A 21,905-nucleotide genomic window follows, 5' to 3' on the forward strand; every position below is an offset into this window, starting at 1 on the left:
TTTGTGCGCATTTTATCACAAATATTTTTACCCGTGTGTCTACTAGATTTTATCATATAGCATTTTCTTAGAAAAAGCGACTTTAATCCTTTTTTAAAAGTAAGCTTTATGTAAGGTTGGAACAACAATCACGTAAGGTTGCCCCACTATACTTAGGTTATCAAAGACAAGGTGGTCATAAAAATGAAGCATTTATTAGAGGTTGAACAGTTAAATAAAGTATACGGTAAAGGCGATAATCAATTTCGAGCGCTGAAAGACATTTCTTTTACCATCCAAGAAGGTGAATTCGTTGGAATAATGGGGCCTAGCGGTGCTGGGAAATCGACACTACTTCATATTTTAGCAACGATCGATCATGCAACTAGCGGTACGATAACGCTAAATCAAAAAGATATCCAAACATTGAAAGAAAGTGAATTAGCCGACTTTCGGCGCGATCATCTAGGATTTATTTTTCAAGACTACAATTTGCTGGATTCCCTGACCGTTCAGGAGAATATCCTCCTTCCCCTTGCGATTGCAAAGGTTCCGGCAGCTGCTATCCAAGAACGTTTAGATGCGATTTTGGAGCTACTGGGGATTGCTGCGCTGAAGGATAAATACCCCTATCAGATCTCCGGCGGGCAAAAACAGCGTACAGCTGTTGCGCGGGCGATCATTACGAAGCCATCGCTGATTTTCGCAGATGAACCAACGGGAGCGCTTGATTCCAAATCTGCAACTAACCTATTGAACAGCTTGTTCCAACTAAATCAAGAACAAGACGCGACGATCATGATGGTTACGCATGATGCATTTGCAGCGAGTTTCTGCAGTCGTATCCTTATTATTAGTGATGGCGAATTATCACATGAGCTACTTCGCGGTTCACAGCGCCGAGAAACCTTTTATCAAGAAATTCTTGAAACGATCGCACAAATGGGAGGCGAGCAGAAATGACTCTCTTTACGCTTGCGAAACGGAATGTCAGCCGTAATTTTTCGCAATACTTCCTTTATATGCTTTCGATGGTAGTGAGCATTGCCATTTATTTTACTTTTGTTGCGTTGAAATACAGCGACAGCGTAGCTCAAAAAATGACAACTTCCACGAAAGTAAGTGCCTTGATGGGCGGAGCTTCTGTTATTTTACTGATTTTTGTAGCGATCTTTATCTTCTATTCTAATTCTTTTTTCTTGAAAAAGCGTAAGAAAGAGGTGGCGCTATATGCGTTACTCGGGCTAAGAAAGCGCCAGATCGGTAAAATGCTATTTTTTGAAAACTTATTGATTGGTCTGATCGCCTTAATTATCGGAACCGCACTTGGCTTCTTGTTCTCCAAAGGATTTGCAATGCTACTGCTCGTTTTTATCCATAGTTCGGAAACGGTCAGTTTTACCTTTTCACTAACTGCGGTCTTGCAGACAGCACTTGTTTTCTTTCTGCTATTTTTCATTACTTCTTTGCAAGGCTACCGCCTGATCTATCGCTTTAAACTGATTGATCTTTTCCATGCAGAGGGAAAAGGCGAGTCGATACCAAAGCCTTCCTTGTGGTTGGCACTGATTGCCATCCTATCGATCGCGGCAGGGTATTATCTAGCGTTAGAGAATATCTTGACCTCAAAATGGTGGGAATTATTCGGCATGTTGACCACGCCGTTACTGATTTTAGTGCTCGTGATCGCTGGCACATTTCTTCTTTTCCACAGCTTAGTCGGCTATTTCTTTATTTATATGAAAAAAGCACCGGCTTTATTGTGGAAAAATCTGCGACTCATCACGATCTCCCAATTGGCCTACCGTATCCGCGCCAATGCAAGGATCCTTACAATAATCGCTGTTCTAAGTGCAACGACGATCACAGCAGGCGGCGCGATTTTCGGCATTTACTATAATACGACCAGTTCTGTAAAAAAAGCAGATCCAAATACGCTGATGTTCACAGCAAACGCCGCTCTCAACAAACACGCCGATGCTATTTTAAAACATCCGACCTATGACATGATCATCCCAGTGGTGGAAGCAAAATTTGAAGCGAAATCGATCAATCAAAATGCGGAAAATGAACGTATTTTGCCTGTCATGGCTGTTTCTAATTACAATCAACTCGCCGGCAAACAACACAAGCCCCGTCTCCAGCTAACGAAAAATAACGGCCTTATGCTGGATAGTGCTTATGACAAACGCTTCTCGCCGGATTATACCAATAAAACCATTACCAGCAAAAACCAAACCATCAAGTTACAAGGGTTCCGTACCAAAACAGTCTTAAATGCAATCAGCGGATCCAATGCTGTTATTGTCAGCGATACTGCTTTCAAGGAATTTCAAGCCAAACATCAAACGACTTTCATCCGTTTGATCCAAGATCCGCTTTTGAAAGCAGATGATACTAAAAAATTGCACAGCTTTATCACTGCGAAAACCCTGTTTAGCAGCCAATCGGAAGATATCCAATCTAGCTTTGAAGGTATCGGCGTCATGCTGTTTATCGGTAGCTTCCTCGGCATCGTTTTTCTTATTGCCATGGGCAGCATTATTTACTTTAAAGTGCTGACAGAAGCGGAAGCAGACAAAGAACAATATCTGATGCTTTTCAAACTTGGAAATAACATCCAAGCATTACGAAAAACGATCGCTGCTCAGATCGCCGCCTTTTTTGTTATCCCACTGATCATTGGACTAGCACATAGTGCAATCGCGCTAAAAGCTTTCTCCGCATTGCTAGGCGTGCAGTTGTTCCTTCCAATCATGCTGTGGATGATCGCCTTTACAGTTATCTATATTCTGTATTATTTCGCAACTGTCCACGCTTATATGAAAGTCATCAAACAAACCATTCGAACGGAGGCTATTTAAATGAAAAAAACATTATGGATCATTATCGGAATCTTACTGGTTCTTGTCGTTGGGGCTGCGGCTCTTTTATCGGTCGACTTCAACCGCTTAGGAAAGCAGGCTTATTACGCAGAGATCACCAAAAGCGATCACATTACGGAGGATAAAGACGCAAGCGGAGTGGTGTACAAAACATATCATTATAAGTTGCCTGCCTATGATAAAAACGGCAACAAAAAAATGCTCACTTTCACTGCTTCTAAAGAATTACGCAGCCACGCTTTTCTGAAGCTCTATGTCAAAAAAGCAGATCGCGTGACTTCTTATGACGAAGTAAAACAAAGCGAATTGCCGGATAAGGTTACAGCTAAATTAATAAACTAAGAAGAAAAACACCATTTCAATCATTATTTTACTGTTTTCAGCTTGGTGAAAAATGATTAGATTCTAGGCAAAGCCGAGTACCGAAGCGGAGCGTACTTGTGTACGTGAGCATCGGAACGCAGGCTTTAACGACGAAGATGAGCGTTTTTCGCCAAGCTGACAGCCCTTTTAGGAGGGCTGTTTTTATAAGTAGATATTCAACTTCGTACCGCTTCCTTCTTCACTGGTCAGTTCGATCTCGCCTTGATGTGCTTGGACAATATCGCGAGCGATCGCCATTCCTAGACCTGTTCCATAATTATTTTCTGTATTGGTCCCCCGATAATAGCGTTCGAATAAAAAGGGCTGTTCCCTAGCTGGTATTCCTTTTCCATTGTCTTCTATCCGAATTTTGACCCGATATGGTGATTCTGCCTTTTCCACTTGGACTTGCACTTGCACATCTTCCTTATTATGAAGCAAGGCATTGTAAATAATATTTAACAAAGCTCGTTTGATCAATTTTTGATCGATCGAAGTTTCAATATTTGTTTCCTCAGCTATAAATTCTAGTTCTGCGGCTTGAAATTTCGGGTCATTCAGCAATTCAATGACCATTTCGCGCATAAAACTTACCATATTAGTAGACTGCTTGGTAAGCGATTGTGCTGGATTTTTCAATTTTGTGGTTAAATTCAAATCATCGATCAGTTCTTGGATATAAATCGATTTTTTCTCAATGATCTGCGTATATTCTTTCAGTTCTTCTACTTTAAGCGTTGCGGCATCTTCTTTGATAAATTCTGCATAGCCGCGAATCGATGCCATCGGTGTTTTCAGATCATGAGAAATATTGCGAATCCAATCTTCCCGCATTTCTTCTAACTGTTGGCGCTGCTTTTCATAATGATCAAGTGTTGCGGCTAAGTCATTGACATTATTGAATACTTCTGCATAAACCCCTCGTGGGATCGGGAGCTGTTTGTTGAACCGTCGTTTTTGAAGCTGTCTGATTCCTTCGATCAATTTATAAAGTGGTGCTGCCAATCGTTTACTAAAAAAGAAGCCCACTAATAAAGCAATCAGCAAATCAACAACTAGAAAAAACAGCAAGACCTTATTAGAAAGCAGAAATAAACTGTCTTTGTTCAAGTTGAAAACGATTCGTTGGTTTTTCGAATCTGCCACGCCCACCATATAAGTGAGCGATCCTTTTTGACCAAAATAAGTCGTCGTCTGCGCATCTACTTCTTTATATTTATATTGTTGAACGATATCGATCGGCGCATAAGCAGTCGGTACTTTTTTTGGCTTCTTGTAACTGCCTACTTCTTGCCCGGCTTTATTCAAAAATTGGACCCATGCTTTTCTTTCCGTCAGCTTCTTCTTACCACTTGCATCGAGAACAGGTTTGTCGTCTTTTAACTGGATATGTTTTTCAAGCGCTCTTGTAAAATCTTCGGCTGATTCTGCTTCCTTATTTCCCCAATAGCCAGAGGCACGGGTAATAAAAAAACCTACTATCAGAATCGAGTTGACGAGTATAACGATCAGCACGACGGTAATAATGGATAGCACAAATCGACTTGTTAAACGCCATTTCATTTTAAATATCCCTTATTAGGAATTTATATCCTAATCCTTTCACCGTAATCAGATATTCCGGTTTTGAAGGCTGAGCTTCGATTTTTTCGCGCAATCGGCGAATGTGGACCATCAATGTATTATCTGCACCTAAAAAAGTTTCCTGCCAGACCCGTTCAAAGAGTGTTTCTTTACTGATGATCTGGTTGGGATTATGCATGAACACACGCATCAATGCGATCTCTTTTGCAGTCAGTTCCAGTGGCTCGCCTGCTTTTCGCAGTTCTGTTTCATTGTCATTGAACTGAAATGGGCCGACCTGTAGTGCTTTTTGTTGCGGGGCGGTAAAATTAGCACGGCGAAGATGCGCTTTGACGCGGTAAGCAACCTCTTTCGGGCTAAATGGCTTCGTAATGTAGTCATCGCCGCCGATCGCTAATCCTAGCAGTTTATCGATCTCTTCTCCTTTGGCCGACATAAATAAAATCGGTACAATGGAAGTTTCGCGGATTTTTTTGCAGAGGTCATAACCTTCTCCATCTGGCAGCATGATATCCAGTAACACAAGATCCGGCTTTTCAGCTTCAAATTTTGCATAGCCCTCTGCTAGATTTTGCGCGATAGAAATATCCGAAAGCCCCTCTTTTTCCAATATTCGTTTCAAAAGCAGGGAAAGTTCTTTTTCATCATCAACAATCAATATTTTTTCCATAAGTCACCTTTTCTATGCTTTTTTCGCTACTTAAAATATAGCAAAAATACCCACTAATTCCTATTGAAAAAGCAAGCATTCCTAAGAAAGGGAATGCCCAGACTCAAGAAAAATACACTTTCCATCATTTTTTACTGTTTTCAGCTTGCCCGAAAATGATTAGATTCTAGGCAAAGTCGAGTACCGAAGCGGAGCGTACTTGTGTACGTGAGCACCGGAACGCAGGCTTTAACGACGAAGATGATCGTTTTCGGGCAAGCTGAGCATTCCTAAAAAAGGGAATGTTTGCTCCTTTCCAACTTATTTTGTCGCCTCTTCTAGAAATTGCTGAACTTCCTGCTCTTTGTTTTCATGGAATAGTTGCACGAACTTGCTACCAATCACGACGCCATCACAAATCGCATGGAAATGTGCGACATGTGCTTGGGTCGAGATTCCGAAACCTGCTAATACCGGAACCGGACTAACACGTTTCAATTGTGCAAAATGTGTTTCTAATGTATCGGCAAACGCTTGGCGCTGACCAGTGATGCCATTTACTGTTACCGCATAAATAAATCCTTCTGCTTCGGAAGCGATCTCTTGCATCCTTGCTTCGGAACTAGTAAGTGAAACGAGCGGTACTAAAGCGATATCTGTATCCACCAACAAATTACTGATTAGCTCTCTGTGTTCATAAGGTAGATCTGGAACGATCAATCCTTTTACTGGGGTCGTTTGAATAGCTTGGATGAATTCCTTGATGCCATATTTGAAAATCGGATTGATATAACTCATAATAACGAGCGGAAGCTTCACGCGGCTGGCCTGCAAGGTTTGCAGGATTGCTCGCAGAGATACGCCGTCTTGCAAGGCCCGTAATCCGGCTGATTGGATCACTGGACCATCTGCTACCGGATCAGAGAATGGAACGCCGACTTCGATCGCAGTCGCCCCGCTTGCTTCTAATAACTGTAGCTTGGCTTCCAAATTTTCCAAACCGCCGTCTCCAGCCATGATATAAGGAACGATCACGGCAGTTCCAGTTGCTTGTTTGTCTCGAATCGCTTTTGTCAGAGGTTTAGTCATGTTGTTCACCTTCCAATCGGTCTTTGATTTGACTTACATCTTTATCGCCTCTTCCAGATAAGCAGACAACGATCGATTGCTCAGGCGATAGTTGACCAGCTAGTTCAACGGCGTAACTGATCGCATGCGAACTTTCAAGTGCCGGAATAATGCCTTCTGTTTTGCAAAGCAATTGAAAAGCTTCGACTGCCTGTGCATCTGTAACTGATACGTACGTAGCTCTACCAAGCGTTTTGAAATAACTGTGCTCTGGTCCGATGCCGGGATAATCCAGTCCAGCAGAAATCGAAAATGCTTCTTGAATCTGCCCGTTTTCATCTTGAAGCACGTCCATCAATGCCCCGTGCAGAATTCCTTTGCTCCCTTTCGTCAGCGAAGCCGCATGTTTTTCCGTATCTAGTCCAAGTCCAGCAGCTTCCACACCATACATTGCCACATCCTTATCATTGACGAACGGATAAAAAAGCCCCATTGCATTGCTTCCTCCGCCAACGCATGCTACCAATGCATCCGGCAGTTTGCCTTCCGCATCTAAATGCTGCTGCCTTGCTTCGGAACCGATCACACTTTGGTAATCCCGAACGATCTCAGGAAATGGATGCGGGCCTAAAACAGAGCCCATCACATAATGCGTATCCTCTACATTCGCGACCCAATATTTCAGCGCTTCATTGACTGCATCTTTCAGCGTACGGCTCCCAGCTTTGACACTTACAACTTTCGCACCTAAAAGCTCCATGCGGAAAACATTCAGTTCTTGTCGTTTGACATCTTCTTCCCCCATAAAGATCGTACAATCCATTTTAAATAAAGCAGCTACAGTCGCAGTTGCCACGCCGTGCTGACCAGCGCCAGTTTCCGCCACGATCTTCCGTTTCCCCATTTTTCGCGCTAATAAAGCTTGCCCCACTGTATTATTGATTTTATGGGCACCGGTATGATTGAGATCTTCTCGTTTTAAATAGATTTTCGCTCCACCGCTATGTTTTGTTAACTGTTCAGCAAAATAAAGCGGTGTTTCCCGGCCTACATATTGTTTTAAATAATAGTTCAATTCTTTTTGAAAGTCGCTGTCTTGTTTAGAATCCTCATATGTTTTTTCTAATTCTTTTACAGCTTTCATTAATGTTTCCGGGACAAATTTCCCACCAAACTCACCGTAAAAGCCATCTTGATTTGGTGCTTGATACATGGTGCTTCACACTCCTTTAGCATTTTGTAAAAAGGTTTTGATTTTCTGCGGATCTTTCTCACCCGCCGTTTCTACGCCAGAAGAAACATCCACTCCATAAGGCTGGAAAATTTCCTCGGCTTTCTTTACATTCTCAGGAGTCAATCCGCCTGCAATGATGATTTTTTTATTTGCCAGCTTGATATGCTGCCATTTTTTCCAATCAAATGTTTTTCCGCTGCCGCCAGCAAATTGTTCTCCTGGCGTGTCTAATAAAATATAAGTAGCCTTTGTTGTTGGCAACCACTCTTCAAATCGAGCTAGATCGCCATCTGCTTTATACGCTTTAATGACCGGTCGTTCGATTTGTGCGATCAAAGATTCAGATTCTTCGCCGTGGAGTTGAACAAGATCGAGTGGCACTTGCGTAATGGCTGTCTTTACTTCTTCTAAAGTCGGGTTCACGAATACACCGACTTTTTTGATTGACGCGGGGATTTGTTTCGCTAGCTCTTGTGCTTGTTTAATGGAAACTTGCCGTTTGCTCGGAGCAAAAACAAACCCGATCATATCACCGCCATTCTCAATGACTGTTTGGACGTCCGCTGCTTTTTTAAGTCCGCAAATTTTCACTTTCATCGCAGTACCCGCAGACGTTCTGCTGCTTTCTCCGGCTGATCATCCCGCATCAATGCTTCGCCGACTAAGACAGCACGATAATCTTGTTTTACTCGTTCGACATCTTCCGGTGTTTTAAAGCCGGACTCGCTGATATAGCAGACTTTTTCACCGCTTGCAGCCCTTTTCGTCGCTAACATTTCACTTACCGCGATATCTACTTCAAAACTGTGGAGATTGCGATTATTGACACCGATAATCGTAGCGCCTAATTTAGTTGCTGTTTCCAACTCCTGTTCGTTATGCACTTCCACCAGTACTTCCAATCCGATCGACCGGGCAAAGCGGTATAGTTCTTCCAGCCGTTTTGCCTCTAGCGCAGCCACAATCAGCAAAATGATCGTGGCACCAGCATTATTTGCTCGGCTGATCTGCTTTTCATCAATGATAAAATCTTTACATAACACAGGAATACTTACTCGGCTTGCAACTTGCCGCAGATCTTCAATGGATCCTTTGAAATAACTTGGATCAGTGAGGACGGAAATTGCTGCCACACCCGCACGTTCATAAGCAAGGGCTTGTTCGATCGGATCCACATCTAATTTGATTGCTCCTTTGGAAGGTGAGGCACGTTTGACCTCTCCAATCAGTTGCATGCGTTCCGGATGTGCTTGTAAATAATCATAAAAAGAATAGGTCTCTCTAATAGGCTGAAGCGTTTCTTGCTCCATTGCCGCCACTTCTTCGCGTTTTGCGGTCAGTATTTTTTCTAAAAATGTCATCCTGCCATTACCTCTTTCTGCATGTGCAATAGTTCCTTCAATTTTGCTTCTGCTTTTCCGGAGAGGATCAATTCCCTCGCTAACTCGACACCTGCTTGCACCGTTGTCACTTTCCCATTTGCCAGTAAACCTAAACCGGCATTTAGTAAAACAGTATCTAATGGCGCGCCAGGTTTCCCAGCTAGCACATCGCGTAATATTGCGGCGTTCTCGATTGGTCCGTTCCCGCGGATCGCTTCCAGCGGATAACGATTTAGCCCTACATCCTCTGGCGTGATCGTATGCAAAGTCACTTTACCGTTTTCCAGCAATGCATAGTGGTTTTCACCAGACAGACTTGCTTCATCTAAATAGTCTGCCCCATTTACTACAATGGCACGTTCTCTTCCTAACTCACCTAGTACGACTGCTGTCTGTTCCAATAAATCTCTGCGGTAAATGCCCATCAGCTGAGTTTTTAATTTGATCGGATTAGTAAGCGGCCCGATCAAATTAAAGATCGTCGGCGTCGCAAGTGCTTTTCTCACACCCATCACATATTTCATATTGGGGTGAACATGCGGTGCGAATAAAAAGGCGATGCCGGTTTTATCTAATAGATCCATTACAGCAGTTGGTTCTAAGTCAATATCAATACCGAGCTCCTGACAGACATCGGCGCTCCCAGAACGGCTGGAAATACTGCGATTGCCATGCTTTGCCACTTTTATCCCTGCTGCGGCAAGTACGAAAGCAGAGGTCGTGCTGATATTGAAACTGTTTGATTTGTCGCCGCCAGTTCCGCAGTTATCCATCGCATCCGCGTTTGTATAAGGAATCGAAAGTGACATGCTTTGCATCGCTTCGGCAATCCCGACCATTTCCGCAGTTGTTTCACCTTTGATTTTAAGAGCCATTAAAAAGGCTGCGATTTGGGCATCTGCGATTTCACCTTTAAAAATTGCTTCTGATAATTGTTTCATTTCTTGCCGAGTTAAATTTTCTTGATCATAAACTTTCTGTAATAAATTTTCCATTATTTTTCACCTCATCCTTTACTAACGTAACAAAATTACGAATTATTGTTTTCCCATAAGGACTTCCGATCGATTCAGGGTGGAACTGCAAGCCATATACGGCTTTACCTTGGAGCTTCATCGCCATCATTTCGCCATCATCCAGCGCGGTTCCCATCGATATTAGCGTTTTTGGCAAACTGGCTTTTTCCACGATCAGCGAATGGTAGCGCATGACCGGAAACTCTTCGGGGATGTCAGCAAACAATGGATCCGCGATTCGTTGCATCATCGAAACTTTACCGTGACGGATCTGGGAGGCTCGTGCTACCTTTCCACCATTTACTTCACCAAGCGCTTGGTGTCCTAGGCAAATGCCCAGGATCGGCTTCGTATGCTGATAGCTCTGAATGACTTTTTCAAGCAAATTTGCTTCGCTCGGATGTCCCGGTCCCGGTGAGAGTACGATACCATCGGCATGTCGGATTGCTTCCAGTAGCTTTGGATCATCGTTTCTGATCACGGAAACTTTGGTATACTCAGACAGATATTGTTCTAAATTAAATGTAAAAGAATCATAATTATCTACTAAAACGATCATTCTCCCACCTCCAAAAGTGCCTTCGCTTTTTGCAATGTCTCCAGATATTCCGATTCTGGATCTGAGTCATAAACGATCCCCGCACCAGCCTGGACGTATGCTTTTTGCTTATGAAGTACCATTGTCCGGATCGCTAGCGCAAAATCAGCATCACCGTGCTTTGTCAGATAACCGATTGCTCCTGCATAAGGACCACGCTTGCGATTTTCCCATTCATAGATTCGCTGCATTGCCCGAATTTTTGGTGCGCCGCTAACGGTTCCGGCCGGCAATGTCGATCGCAAGGCGTCAAGTGCTGTCAAACCTTCCTTCAATTCGCCTTCCACTACGGATACTAAGTGCATGAGAAAGCGATAACGCTCGATTGTTAGATAGACCGGCACTTTAACAGTGCCGATTCTGGCCACTTTACCAATATCATTTCTACCGAGATCTACCAACATGCGATGTTCTGCCAGTTCTTTTTCATCGCTCAGCAGACTTTCCTCCAACTCGCGATCTTCTGCTTTGGTCTGACCGCGTTTTCGAGTTCCGGCAATCGGATTTGTCGTGATCTTGCGGCCATGTTTACTTATCAAGCTCTCCGGCGAAGACCCAATCAGCTTTGTTTCGCCGAAATCTAAATAGAATAAGTAAGGCGAGGGATTAAGCAGCCGCAGTTTTCGGTAATAGTCAAAAGCATCACCTGTAAATGTTGCTTCTAAACGCTGCGACAAAACCACTTGAAAGAAATCTCCCGCTTCAATATGCTGTTTCGCATGTTCTACCATCTGTTGATAGGTCTCTTTGGTAACATTGCTGGTATAAGTCATTTTTTTGATTGCTGTGATCGTATTTTCGTCCGCCAGCGGTGTCGTTAGCTGTTTTTCACGAAAGGCCATTGCCTCACGAAGTACTTCTTCAGAACGGCCGCTGTAGCAGTTATCTTCGACGATAAACAATTGTTCTTCTTGATGATCAAAAATAACAAATGATTCATAGAGGAAAAAGTGACAATCCGGGATCTGGAGATCATCTTCTGGAATCGTACCGATGCTTTCATATAAAGCAACGGTATCATAACCAACATAACCAATGGCTCCCGCTTCAAAGGGAAGCTCGCTTTCTTTTTCCTCTTTTAGCGTCAACCGATCGATTTCTCGAAGTGGATCTTGCGTGCGCTGTTCTTTGCCATCAAAGAAAAAACGGTCTTGATAAACTTGGATATCATGCACAGGATCACTTGCTAGCAAAGAGTATCTTCCAGAATCAGCATCTTTCGCAGCTCCTTCAAGCAAACATTTATTTTCACCCTGGATTCGCTTGAACACCACGATCGCAGTCAATGTATCAGCTGGTAGCTTCTTATATAATCGCATTTTCTTTTCCCCTTTCTTCTTTCCAAATAAAAAAGCCCTCTAAAGCCGTATTTACAGCTTTAGAGGGCGAATTATCGCGGTACCACCTCATGTTGATCAGCAGAAACACTGATCATCTCTATTTCCAGATATCTGGAATCACTCGATAACGGGAGCGCCGAAAATCCCTACTCTCTTCGTTCAGGATCTTACTCATAGGCCCATTCGCAAAACCGCTTTGCTTACTCACACCACCCGTAAGCTCTCTGGATCAGCATCTGTTTTGTTACTCTTCCTACTCATCGTTTTAGACTATAAAAAAGGAGCTTCCTCCATGTTTAAATAAATTAAACAAGGACGAAAGCTCCGCGTTGCCACCTTAATTAATTGGTAAAATACCAATTCACTTTATCCATCCAATCATTGAATGGTGTCTTGGATAACGACAAGACATACACGCTGCCACCTACTCGCAAACTGCTTTCAGTACAGGACTCAGAAGCCCATTCACCTAGCTTTTACTACTGATTCTCACCAACCATCAGCTCTCTGAAAATAGCCACTAGACTACTTACTCTTCTTCTACGTCACTTATATTGTCCCTATCATACAAAAATTCTGCTCCTCTGTCAATAACACCGATTATTTTCTGCTAAAATAGGTCTTTTTTCTTATTTTCTATTTTTGTGAAACTTTTCACGTGAAATAGTGGACAAACTTTTTTGGATGTTTTATACTAAGCTTGTAAACAAAAGAAATGACATCATGCATGCAGGCAAAGCCTATTTTTTTAAACCTATCGGGACGTTTATTGTAACACAGGGACATTAAATGACCCGAAAAAATAAGGAGGACTTTATCATGGCAGTAAAAGAAACCGACCAAAAAGAAGTTTTAGCAGTACAGCAAACAATCGACCAACTAGCAGAAAATGGACAACAAGCGTTGAAAGCATTTGATACTTACACACAAGAACAAATCGACAACATCGTGCACGCAATGGCATTAGCAGGACTTGATCAACATATGCCACTTGCAAAAATGGCAGTTGAAGAAACAGGACGTGGTCTTTACGAAGACAAATGTATCAAAAACATCTTCGCTACTGAGTACATCTGGAATAGCATCAAAACAAACAAAACAGTCGGCATCATCCATGAAGATAAACAAAACGGCGTGATCGAGATCGCAGAACCGGTTGGCGTTATCGCTGGTGTAACACCGGTAACTAACCCGACATCTACTACTCTTTTCAAAGCGATCATCGCTATCAAAACACGTAACCCGATCATTTTCGCTTTCCATCCAAGCGCTCAAAAATGTTCCGCTGAAGCTGCAAGAGTAGTTTATGAAGCAGCTGTAAAAGCAGGCGCTCCGGAACACTGTGTGCAATGGATCGAGACACCATCGATCGAAGCTACCAAACAACTAATGAATCACGAAAAAGTTGCATTAGTGCTTGCAACAGGCGGACCAGGAATGGTCAAATCCGCTTATTCTACTGGTAAGCCAGCTCTAGGCGTTGGTTCTGGTAACGTACCTGCTTACATCGATAAAACGGCAAAAATCAAACGTGCAGTCAACGACCTGATCCTTTCTAAAACATTCGACCAAGGCATGATCTGTGCTTCTGAGCAAGCCGTTATCGTGGATAAGGAAGTTGTTAAAGAAGTAAAAGAAGAATTTACTCGCAACAACTGCTATTTCGTTAAAGGTGCGGAATTCAAAAAATTAGAAAGCTATGTTATCAATCCTGAAAAAGGAACTTTAAATCCGGATGTTGTTGGTAAATCTCCTGCTTGGATCGCAGCACAAGCTGGCTTCAGCGTTCCTGAAGATACCAAGATCCTTATTGCTGAAATCAAAGGTGCAGGCAGTGATTACCCACTATCTCATGAAAAACTAAGTCCAGTACTTGCATTTATGGAAGCAAAAGACCAAAAAGCAGCATTCGATCTAGCAGAAGCGATGCTTGAATTCGGTGGTCTAGGACACTCGGCAGTTATCCACTCCACAGATGAAGCCGCTCAAAAAGCATTTGGCCTTCGCATGAAAGCTTGCCGGATCATTGTGAATGCACCTTCTGCACAAGGCGGAATCGGCGATATCTATAACGGCTTCATTCCTTCTCTAACGCTTGGCTGTGGATCTTACGGCAAAAACTCTGTTTCTCAAAATGTTAGTGCTACGAATCTTCTAAACGTCAAACGAATTGCTGATCGGAGAAATAATATGCAATGGTTCAAATTACCACCTAAAATTTTCTTTGAAAAATACTCCACACAATACTTGCAAAAAATGGAAGGTGTCGAACGTGTTTTTATCGTAACTGACCCGGGAATGGTACAATTCAAATATGTCGATGTTGTCATCGAACATCTGAAAAAACGTAGCAATCAAGTAGACTATCAAGTGTTCGCTGATGTTGAACCAGATCCATCTGATGTAACTGTTTATAAAGGTGCGGAATTGATGCGCGACTTCAAACCCGACACGATCATTGCCCTTGGTGGCGGTTCTGCAATGGATGCAGCGAAAGGTATGTGGTTATTCTACGAACACCCAGAAGCTTCCTTCTTCGGATTAAAACAAAAATTCTTGGATATCCGCAAACGTACTTTCAAATATCCTAAATTAGGTGACAAAGCAAAATTCGTTGCTATCCCTACTACCAGCGGAACAGGTTCCGAAGTAACACCATTTGCTGTTATCACAGATAAAGAAAATAATATCAAATATCCATTAGCTGACTACTCATTAACACCTGACGTAGCTATTGTAGATGCACAATATGTCACAACTGTTCCTGCACATATCACTGCAGATACCGGAATGGATGTACTGACACATGCGATCGAATCTTATGTCTCTGTAATGGCAAGCGATTATACGAAAGGACTTTCGATCCGTGCCGTACAGTTAGTCTTTGAAAACTTATGCAACTCAGTATTGAAAGCCGATCCAGATGCTCGCGAAAGCATGCATAACGCCTCTGCCCTTGCCGGAATGGCATTTGCCAATGCTTTCCTTGGTATTAATCACAGCTTGGCGCATAAGATCGGGCCAGAATTCCATATTCCGCATGGCCGTGCCAATGCGATCTTACTGCCCCATGTTATTCGCTACAATGCAACTAAACCGAAAAAACATGCGTTGTTCCCTAAATACGAATCATACAAAGCAGACGAAGATTATGCACAAATCGCTCGCATCCTTGGTTTGCCTGCCGCAACGACAGAACAAGGGGTAAGATCATTAGTTGACGCGATCATCAAACTTGGAAAAGATGTTGGCATCGATATGAGTCTAAAAGGACAAAATGTCGATAAAAAAGACTTCGATGCAGTGGTAGACACTTTGGCAGATCGTGCTTTCATGGATCAATGTACAACTGCCAATCCAAAACAACCACTTGTAAGTGAACTAAAAGCAATCTATCAAGAAGCATATAAAGGCGTTTGATCTAAGTGCCACTTGTAAAAAGGCTGGGGACAATAATCGTCTCCAGCCTTTTTACGTCTTAGGACTTATACTTTTCTTATACTATTGACAGATGATTTTCCCAATATTAATTGTTATACTGAAAACATACTACATAAGGAGGGCTACTATGGAACAACCTATTTTACAAGTCAAGCAAATATCCAAAAAAATCGGTAAGAAAAAGATTATCCAAGATATTTCCTTCGACGTACATAAAGGCGAGGTATTTGGTCTTCTCGGACCAAACGGTGCCGGAAAAACTACTATCATCCGCTCGATTGTCGGACTGATCTCAATGTCTGAAGGAGAGGTATGGATCGCTGGAAAAAATATCAAAAAAGATTTTAAATCCGCGATTTCTAATGTCGGCGCGATCATTGAAAACCCTGAATTTTACAAGTTCATGAGCGGCTGGGATAATCTGAAACAATTTGCAAGGATGAGCCGAAAAAAAATCTCCGATGACGAATTAAAGCGCATCGTGGAAACGGTCAAGCTTACTCCTGCTATTAGAAAAAAAGTAAAGACCTATTCCCTTGGGATGCGTCAACGTCTAGGTGTAGCACAGGCGCTTATCCACTCCCCTGGCCTCTTGATTTTGGACGAACCGACCAATGGACTTGATCCACAAGGGATGGCTGAATTTCGTGATTTGATTACGCAGTTAGCGGCAAATGGTACTTCCGTTCTTATCTCTAGCCATTTACTCAGCGAGATCCAACAGATCACCCAACGTTTTGCGATCATCAATCAAGGTATTGTAACACATATTGAAGATATTGCTTCATTGACGGATGAAAATCACATCAGCTATCTGCTGGAAGTGACTAATCCGGCGATCACTGCTTCGCTGCTTGAAGATAGCGGCATTAAGATCATCAATCAGCAAAACAATCAGTTTGAGATCGAGTTGACTCACGAACAAAGCGTTCACTTGGTCCGCAACCTCATCCACGCTAATGTCGATGTTTTGGAATTCGTGAAAATAAAGGCTTCACTAGAGAAACGATTCTTAGAATTAACAAGCACTGGGGGTACTGAACAATGATGGCTTTAGTAAATAACGAATGGCGCAAACTAATGGCGCGTAAATCTTCATGGATTTTGCAATTAATTTTAATTGTTTTTATTATTGGTTCTGCTATCCTGCTCCTTTCCCTTTCCAATATGTTAGGAAATTCAGCAGAAGACGGTGTTACAACTTCAGAAAACGGCGTGATCGTCTATCAATCTAGCGACGGCAGCACGATTTCCGAAGAACAGTACCAATCGCTCTCTGATAGTAAATCAAGTGCCTATAAAGAAAAAACATTGTCTCCTAAAGACTCTGTTACCGAACTAAAAAAACAAAAAACGGCTGTTTCTAGTAAAGAAGAGCGCGAAACACTTCAAAAAGAGATCGATTATTATCAAGGATATGCGGATGCAGGCAAAACGCCTGATGTTCCTAGCGGTTACGGAAGTGCTTCTTTCTTCTCTAACTTAGGTGGAATGAGTTTTATAGCTTTAGTTTTAGTCGTGATCATGAGCAGCATGATGGTAGCAATGGAATTCTCAGGTGGAACGATCAAACTGTTATTGACACGTCCTTATTCCCGTAGTCAGATCCTGTTATCTAAATTGATCGTGACTTTATTATATGGACTTGTAACGCTCATTATCTTGATCGTCGTCAGCTACCTCTGTTCCTTTATGCTGCCACATCAATCAGCGTTCCTGCCAATGGCAACTTACACAGGCTCATTAAGTGCTTTTGATATCGCACTTCGCTCGATTGCGATCTCCTTTGTACTGATGATCGTATACGCAAGCTTGTCCTTCTTCTTCTCATCTGTAATTCGCTCGCAAGCGCTAGCGATCGGTGTTGGCTTAGGTGTGATGTTTGCCAGCAATATCTTAGGAGGGATCTTACAAATCGCGATTGGCAAATACGAATGGATCAAGTGGGTATTTTTCAATCTACTAAACATTAATTATTATGCCATTGGAGATAAGATTCCCGGCAATCTTGATTTTTGGCAGGCACTAGTCGGCTTAGCGATCTATACCGTGATTATTCTCGGATTAAGCTTCTATATCTTCAAAAAACGAGATGTTGCTTTAACGTAACAAAAAAAGAGTCCATATATGGACTCTTTTTTATTTGCTGCGATTATCGGTATGATAAGGACAGGTCGTCACATGATCGTCAATGATGCCGATCGCCTGCAAGTAGGAATAAATGATGACCGGACCAACGAAGGTAAAGCCGCGTTTTCGTAGATCTTTACTGATTTTCTCAGATAACTCATCTTTTGCCGGGAGCTCCTTTTCGCTTTTCCGATGATTGACGATTGTCTTATTGTCAGTAAACTGCCAGAAATAATTTGCTAAGCTGCCAAACTCTGCTTGTACACGAAGCGCACTTTTAGCATTTTTTCGTACACCATTTACTTTCAGTTTATTACGGATAATCCCTGGATTTTGCAGGATCTCGGTAATTTCTTCATCAGTCATGGCAGCACAGCGATCGATATCAAATCCGAAAAAAGCTTCTTGATAGGCGTGTCTCCGATGTAAGATTATTTTCCAGGAGAGACCTGCCTGCGCACCTTCTAAATTAAGCAACTCAAATAAATAGTTGTCATCGTAACTTGGGAATCCCCATTCGGTATTGTGGTAAGCTTCCATTACTTCATCGTTTTGTGCCCATGTACAAATCGTTCCTTCTGTCATTTTCTCACTCCACTCTATTAGTCAAAAACATATAAGACACTGATCACAACTGCGAAAAACAAACCTGCTAGTGCCCAGATAAAGCGCCCTTTCCATTCCAAAACGGCTATGCCGATACAGGCTGCCCAAAAAAGTAGACGCGCCCAAATCGGTATGGATGCGAGAACAGGAACGCCTCTCCAAATCAATGCCCAACCACTAAGTATGCCGGCAAGTATCGTTATACCTAAAAGAAGCACTCTGGTCCTCAAAGCGAGGCACATCCTCTCAATATGTATTTCTTACTCTCATTATAGAACGTTTGTTCCTGCTATGCAAGCAAAAACCCAAGCCAATTAATAGCTTGGGTCATGCTTTTATTTAGGCTTCGCTCAACTTGCCGCGCAATACCATAGGTAAGATCCCGCCGTGTCGATAGTAATCGATCTCCACCTCGGAATCAAAGCGGACAACTACTTGAAACTGTATTTTTTCACCAGTTGGTTTTACTGCTGTTACTGCAACAAGATCGTGTGGCAGAACAGATTCATCGATTGCGACATGAATCGTTTCCTCTCCAGTCAATCCAAGTGAATCGGCATCTTCTCCCGCTTGATATTGAAGTGGTAAGACACCCATCATTACGAGATTGGAACGATGGATACGTTCATAGCTTTTCGCGATAACTGTCTTGATCCCTAGTAGATTAGTACCTTTCGCGGCCCAATCACGGGAAGAACCCATGCCATAATCATCGCCAGTCAAAATGACAAGCCCGGTGTTTGTTTGCTGATATAATCTGGATGCATCATAGATTGACATCACTTCTTCTGTCGGCCAATAAGTCGTATACCCGCCTTCTGTTCCAGGAGCAATCTGATTTTTGATCCGAATGTTGGCAAAGGTTCCGCGCATCATTACCTCATGATGCCCTCGGCGTGAACCGTACGAGTTGAAATCGCGGATCTTCACGTCGCGTGACTGTAAATATTGACCAGCGGGAGTATCTTTTCCGATTGCTCCGGCTGGAGAAATATGGTCCGTCGTGACAGAGTCAGCAAATTTTCCAATTACACGCAAATCATTCAATGCTTCTACCTTACCTGCTTCTTTCGCTAGGTTTTCAAAGAATGGCGGATTAGCGATATAGGTAGAAGTATCATCCCATTGATAAAGCGGTTCGTCTGTAGTTTCGATCGCATTCCATGTTTCATTTTCCGTAAAGACATGTTCATACTGTTCACGGAAAAGTTCTGGTGTGACCGTTGCTTCTACTAATGCTTTTACTTCATCTGTTGCCGGCCAAATATCTTTCAGATAAACTGCTTCGCCATTTTGATCGTAGCCGATCGCCTCACCTTGCAAGTCGATATTTGTTGTCCCAGCAAGTGCATAGGCAACGACAAGCGGTGGTGAAGCGAGGAAGTTCGCTTTTACTAAAGCATGGATTCTTCCTTCAAAATTACGGTTCCCACTTAATACAGCAGAAACCAGCAAATCGTTATCTTGAATAGTGGTTTCGATTTCTTCTTTTAAAGGACCGGAATTACCGATACACGTTGTACAACCGTAACCAACCAAGTCAAAGCCTAGTTTCTCCAAGAATGGCAGTAAACCGGCCTTCTCCAAATAGCCAGTTACGACTTTAGAGCCCGGCGCTAATGATGTTTTAACGAATTTAGGAACTTCTAAGCCTCTTTCTACAGCTTTTTTAGCCACTAAACCGGCACTGAGCATAACATAAGGATTGGATGTATTGGTACAGCTTGTGATTGCAGCAATCGCGATCGATCCGGTTTTCATTACTGCTTCATCGCCGTTATGAAATTTCACGACCGCTTCTTTGTCTAAATCAGTCTTTTCCAGACCGAAGCCTTGGTTACCACTTGGAGCTACGATCGATTGTTGGAAAGTCTCTTTCATTTTTGAAAGCGGGATTAGATCTTGTGGACGTTTTGGTCCAGCTAAGTTAGGTTCAATATCAGATAGAACGATTTCGAGCGTATCCGTATAGGACGGCTCTGGTTTATCTGGAGTGAAAAATAGATCATTTGCTGTTAGATATTTTTCAACTAAATCGATCTGTTCTTCAGAACGGCCAGTTAAACGCAGGTAAGTAAGCGCCTCTTTATCCACAGGGAAAAAGCCGCAGGTCGCACCATATTCCGGAGCCATGTTGGCTACTGTTGCTCGGTCCGCAAGTGGTAGTTCGGAAACACCAGGTCCGTAAAATTCCACAAATTTGCCGACTACTTTTTTCTCACGCAGTGCTTGGGTGACTTTCAAAGCAAAATCAGTTGCTGTCGCGCCGTTAGGCAATACGCCTGTTAATTTGACACCAATGACTTCTGGGATAGGGAAATAAGACGGCTGTCCAAGCATTCCTGCTTCGGCTTCGATTCCGCCGACTCCCCAACCAAGTACGCCAAGACCATTGATCATAGTCGTATGGCTGTCTGTTCCTACTAATGTATCAGGAAAAGCTGTAACTTCCCCGTCTTTTTCCAACACATTTACGACGTTCGCCAGATATTCCAGATTGACTTGATGCACGATGCCAGTTGCTGGTGGGACTGCGCGATAATTGTCAAATGCTTTTTGCGCCCAATTTAAAAATTGATAGCGTTCCATATTGCGCTCGAATTCCAGATTCATATTGATTTGTAGTGCTTCCGGCGTCGCGTAACTGTCTACTTGGACGGAGTGATCGACCACGAGATCAACAGGGATCTCAGGGTTGATTTTTTCTGGATCGCCGCCAATATCTGCCATCGCTTTTCGCAGTGACGCCAGATCCACGACTGCCGGAACTCCGGTAAAGTCCTGCAAGATCACGCGCGCTGGTTTGAAAGGAACTTCCCCCTTGTTTTCTTTTTTTGGCTGCCATAGCGCTAGCTTTTCGACATGACCATCTTGGATCACTTTTCCGTCTGACTGTCTAATGACCGATTCCAGTAATACCCGAATCGAATAGGGTAGTTTGTCGATCTTCGTATTCAGTTCGTCTTCTACACTTTTTAGTTGGTAATAATGATACGTTTTATTATGCAATTCAAAGGATGACTTCGCTTTTTCTTTCCATTTAGGCATTTTCGCTTCCTCCTTATTCTCGAAACGGTTGCGAGTACATCTTTTATTTTACTTAAATATCTTTGATAAGTAAACTAATTGTTTTTAGAAATAATCAATAAGTTTTACTTATACAAAAAAATCTACCTCCAAAGGTAGATTTTCAGCTAATTCATTTGCTCATCGCGCTAATATAAGTAAATTACCGGCGTCAAGATTACGGATAAAAGAATCGATTTGTTCTTCGGTTAGATCAAAATCTTCTAACAGATTTCTGACAGTCTTATCATCTGTCTTGGAAAACCATTTGGCGAATGGACCAGCAGCATATAGAGCGCCGTAATCAGGATTATAAACTTGCGGGATAACCAAACCTCCGCTTAAAGATTGTAAGATTCCTGAAATAACGCCAAACGCATTTTCATTTACTGGATGTTCCAAGGAAATATTTTCCGCTTCAATAAACGCATTGATTTCTTCATTGGAAGATTTGACAAGCAACGAGATATCTTCTTTGTCGTAGCCTTCTGCAATCAAATTCTCAATGGTGGTTTTTGCGGTTTGAATATCTAATACGGTGTAAACTTGCCATGGTTTCATACG

Annotated in this window: 19 protein-coding genes and 2 other annotated features; of the genes, 6 read left to right on the forward strand and 13 right to left on the reverse strand. The window is 42.6% G+C overall.

Annotated features, from left to right (window positions below; translation table 11 throughout):
* Positions 1-183: 183 nt before the first annotated feature.
* From EL241_RS07925 to EL241_RS07935, 3 genes are read left to right on the forward strand one after another with little or no spacing between them, the layout of a single operon-like run.
* The gene (locus tag EL241_RS07925) at positions 184-942 is read left to right on the forward strand and encodes an ABC transporter ATP-binding protein (RefSeq protein WP_036103738.1); all 759 of its coding nucleotides are present in this window, start codon (positions 184-186) and stop codon (positions 940-942) included.
* The gene (locus tag EL241_RS07930; protein WP_126320484.1) at positions 939-2,843 is read left to right on the forward strand and encodes an FtsX-like permease family protein; all 1,905 of its coding nucleotides are present in this window, start codon (positions 939-941) and stop codon (positions 2,841-2,843) included. The genes EL241_RS07925 and EL241_RS07930 overlap by 4 nt, the downstream gene beginning before the upstream one ends.
* Positions 2,844-3,206, forward strand: coding sequence for a YxeA family protein (locus EL241_RS07935; protein ID WP_126320485.1), 363 nt, complete (start codon positions 2,844-2,846; stop codon positions 3,204-3,206).
* A gap of 183 nt (positions 3,207-3,389) precedes the next feature.
* Here EL241_RS07935 and EL241_RS07940 read toward each other — a convergent pair whose 3' ends face one another.
* The 9 genes from EL241_RS07940 to trpE form a co-directional block, all read right to left on the reverse strand.
* On the reverse strand, positions 3,390-4,790 hold the full coding sequence (locus EL241_RS07940; protein ID WP_126320486.1) for a sensor histidine kinase: 1,401 nt from the start codon (positions 4,788-4,790) through the stop codon (positions 3,390-3,392).
* 1 nt (position 4,791) lies between these two features.
* Positions 4,792-5,481 (reverse strand): response regulator transcription factor, encoded by a 690-nt coding sequence (locus EL241_RS07945; protein ID WP_036106589.1) that lies wholly within the window; start codon positions 5,479-5,481, stop codon positions 4,792-4,794.
* 300 nt (positions 5,482-5,781) lie between these two features.
* Positions 5,782-6,549 carry a tryptophan synthase subunit alpha gene (gene trpA / locus EL241_RS07950; RefSeq protein ID WP_036106588.1) on the reverse strand — a complete coding sequence of 256 codons (768 nt, stop codon included), beginning with the start codon at positions 6,547-6,549 and terminating at the stop codon, positions 5,782-5,784.
* On the reverse strand, positions 6,542-7,741 hold the full coding sequence (gene trpB / locus EL241_RS07955; protein WP_003755451.1) for a tryptophan synthase subunit beta: 1,200 nt from the start codon (positions 7,739-7,741) through the stop codon (positions 6,542-6,544). The genes trpA and trpB overlap by 8 nt, the downstream gene beginning before the upstream one ends.
* Before the next feature lie 6 nt (positions 7,742-7,747).
* Positions 7,748-8,359, reverse strand: a complete 612-nt coding sequence (locus EL241_RS07960) for a phosphoribosylanthranilate isomerase (protein ID WP_036106586.1) — start codon at positions 8,357-8,359, stop codon at positions 7,748-7,750.
* Complete coding sequence (gene trpC, locus EL241_RS07965; protein WP_036106583.1) at positions 8,356-9,123, reverse strand: indole-3-glycerol phosphate synthase TrpC; 768 nt, start codon at positions 9,121-9,123, stop codon at positions 8,356-8,358. The genes EL241_RS07960 and trpC overlap by 4 nt, the downstream gene beginning before the upstream one ends.
* Entirely contained in the window at positions 9,120-10,139 is a 1,020-nt protein-coding gene (gene trpD, locus EL241_RS07970) for an anthranilate phosphoribosyltransferase (RefSeq protein WP_036106580.1), read from the reverse strand. The genes trpC and trpD overlap by 4 nt, the downstream gene beginning before the upstream one ends.
* On the reverse strand, positions 10,111-10,719 hold the full coding sequence (locus EL241_RS07975) for an anthranilate synthase component II (protein WP_003755444.1): 609 nt from the start codon (positions 10,717-10,719) through the stop codon (positions 10,111-10,113). Before EL241_RS07975 ends, trpD begins: the two co-directional genes overlap by 29 nt.
* Complete coding sequence (gene trpE / locus EL241_RS07980; protein ID WP_126320487.1) at positions 10,716-12,077, reverse strand: anthranilate synthase component I; 1,362 nt, start codon at positions 12,075-12,077, stop codon at positions 10,716-10,718. Before trpE ends, EL241_RS07975 begins: the two co-directional genes overlap by 4 nt.
* Before the next feature lie 59 nt (positions 12,078-12,136).
* Positions 12,137-12,368 (reverse strand) — a binding site (T-box leader).
* 38 nt (positions 12,369-12,406) lie between these two features.
* Positions 12,407-12,650, reverse strand: a binding site (T-box leader).
* 267 nt (positions 12,651-12,917) lie between these two features.
* Here trpE and adhE point away from each other — a divergent pair.
* The 3 genes from adhE (at position 12,918) to EL241_RS07995 (ending at position 17,648) form a co-directional block, all read left to right on the forward strand.
* Positions 12,918-15,518: a bifunctional acetaldehyde-CoA/alcohol dehydrogenase gene (adhE, locus tag EL241_RS07985; protein ID WP_036106578.1), complete on the forward strand. Its 2,601-nt coding sequence runs from the start codon at positions 12,918-12,920 to the stop codon at positions 15,516-15,518.
* A gap of 148 nt (positions 15,519-15,666) precedes the next feature.
* Positions 15,667-16,587 carry an ABC transporter ATP-binding protein gene (locus tag EL241_RS07990; protein WP_126320488.1) on the forward strand — a complete coding sequence of 307 codons (921 nt, stop codon included), beginning with the start codon at positions 15,667-15,669 and terminating at the stop codon, positions 16,585-16,587.
* The gene (locus EL241_RS07995) at positions 16,584-17,648 is read left to right on the forward strand and encodes a DUF2705 family protein (RefSeq protein WP_126320489.1); all 1,065 of its coding nucleotides are present in this window, start codon (positions 16,584-16,586) and stop codon (positions 17,646-17,648) included. Before EL241_RS07990 ends, EL241_RS07995 begins: the two co-directional genes overlap by 4 nt.
* A 30-nt stretch (positions 17,649-17,678) precedes the next feature.
* Here EL241_RS07995 and EL241_RS08000 read toward each other — a convergent pair whose 3' ends face one another.
* From EL241_RS08000 to EL241_RS08015, 4 genes are all read right to left on the reverse strand, one after another.
* Positions 17,679-18,254, reverse strand: a complete 576-nt coding sequence (locus tag EL241_RS08000) for a DNA-3-methyladenine glycosylase I (RefSeq protein ID WP_036106572.1) — start codon at positions 18,252-18,254, stop codon at positions 17,679-17,681.
* A gap of 17 nt (positions 18,255-18,271) precedes the next feature.
* Positions 18,272-18,493: a hypothetical protein gene (locus EL241_RS08005; protein WP_126320490.1), complete on the reverse strand. Its 222-nt coding sequence runs from the start codon at positions 18,491-18,493 to the stop codon at positions 18,272-18,274.
* A gap of 121 nt (positions 18,494-18,614) precedes the next feature.
* A complete protein-coding gene (gene acnA / locus EL241_RS08010; protein WP_126320491.1) occupies positions 18,615-21,323 on the reverse strand; it encodes an aconitate hydratase AcnA in 2,709 nt (902 codons plus the stop codon).
* A gap of 159 nt (positions 21,324-21,482) precedes the next feature.
* Positions 21,483-21,902 carry a general stress protein gene (locus tag EL241_RS08015; RefSeq protein ID WP_036106561.1) on the reverse strand — a complete coding sequence of 140 codons (420 nt, stop codon included), beginning with the start codon at positions 21,900-21,902 and terminating at the stop codon, positions 21,483-21,485.
* Between the last annotated feature and the right edge of the window lie 3 nt (positions 21,903-21,905).

It is taken from the genome of Listeria grayi, from assembly GCF_900638015.1.
Lineage (GTDB): Bacteria > Bacillota > Bacilli > Lactobacillales > Listeriaceae > Listeria > Listeria grayi.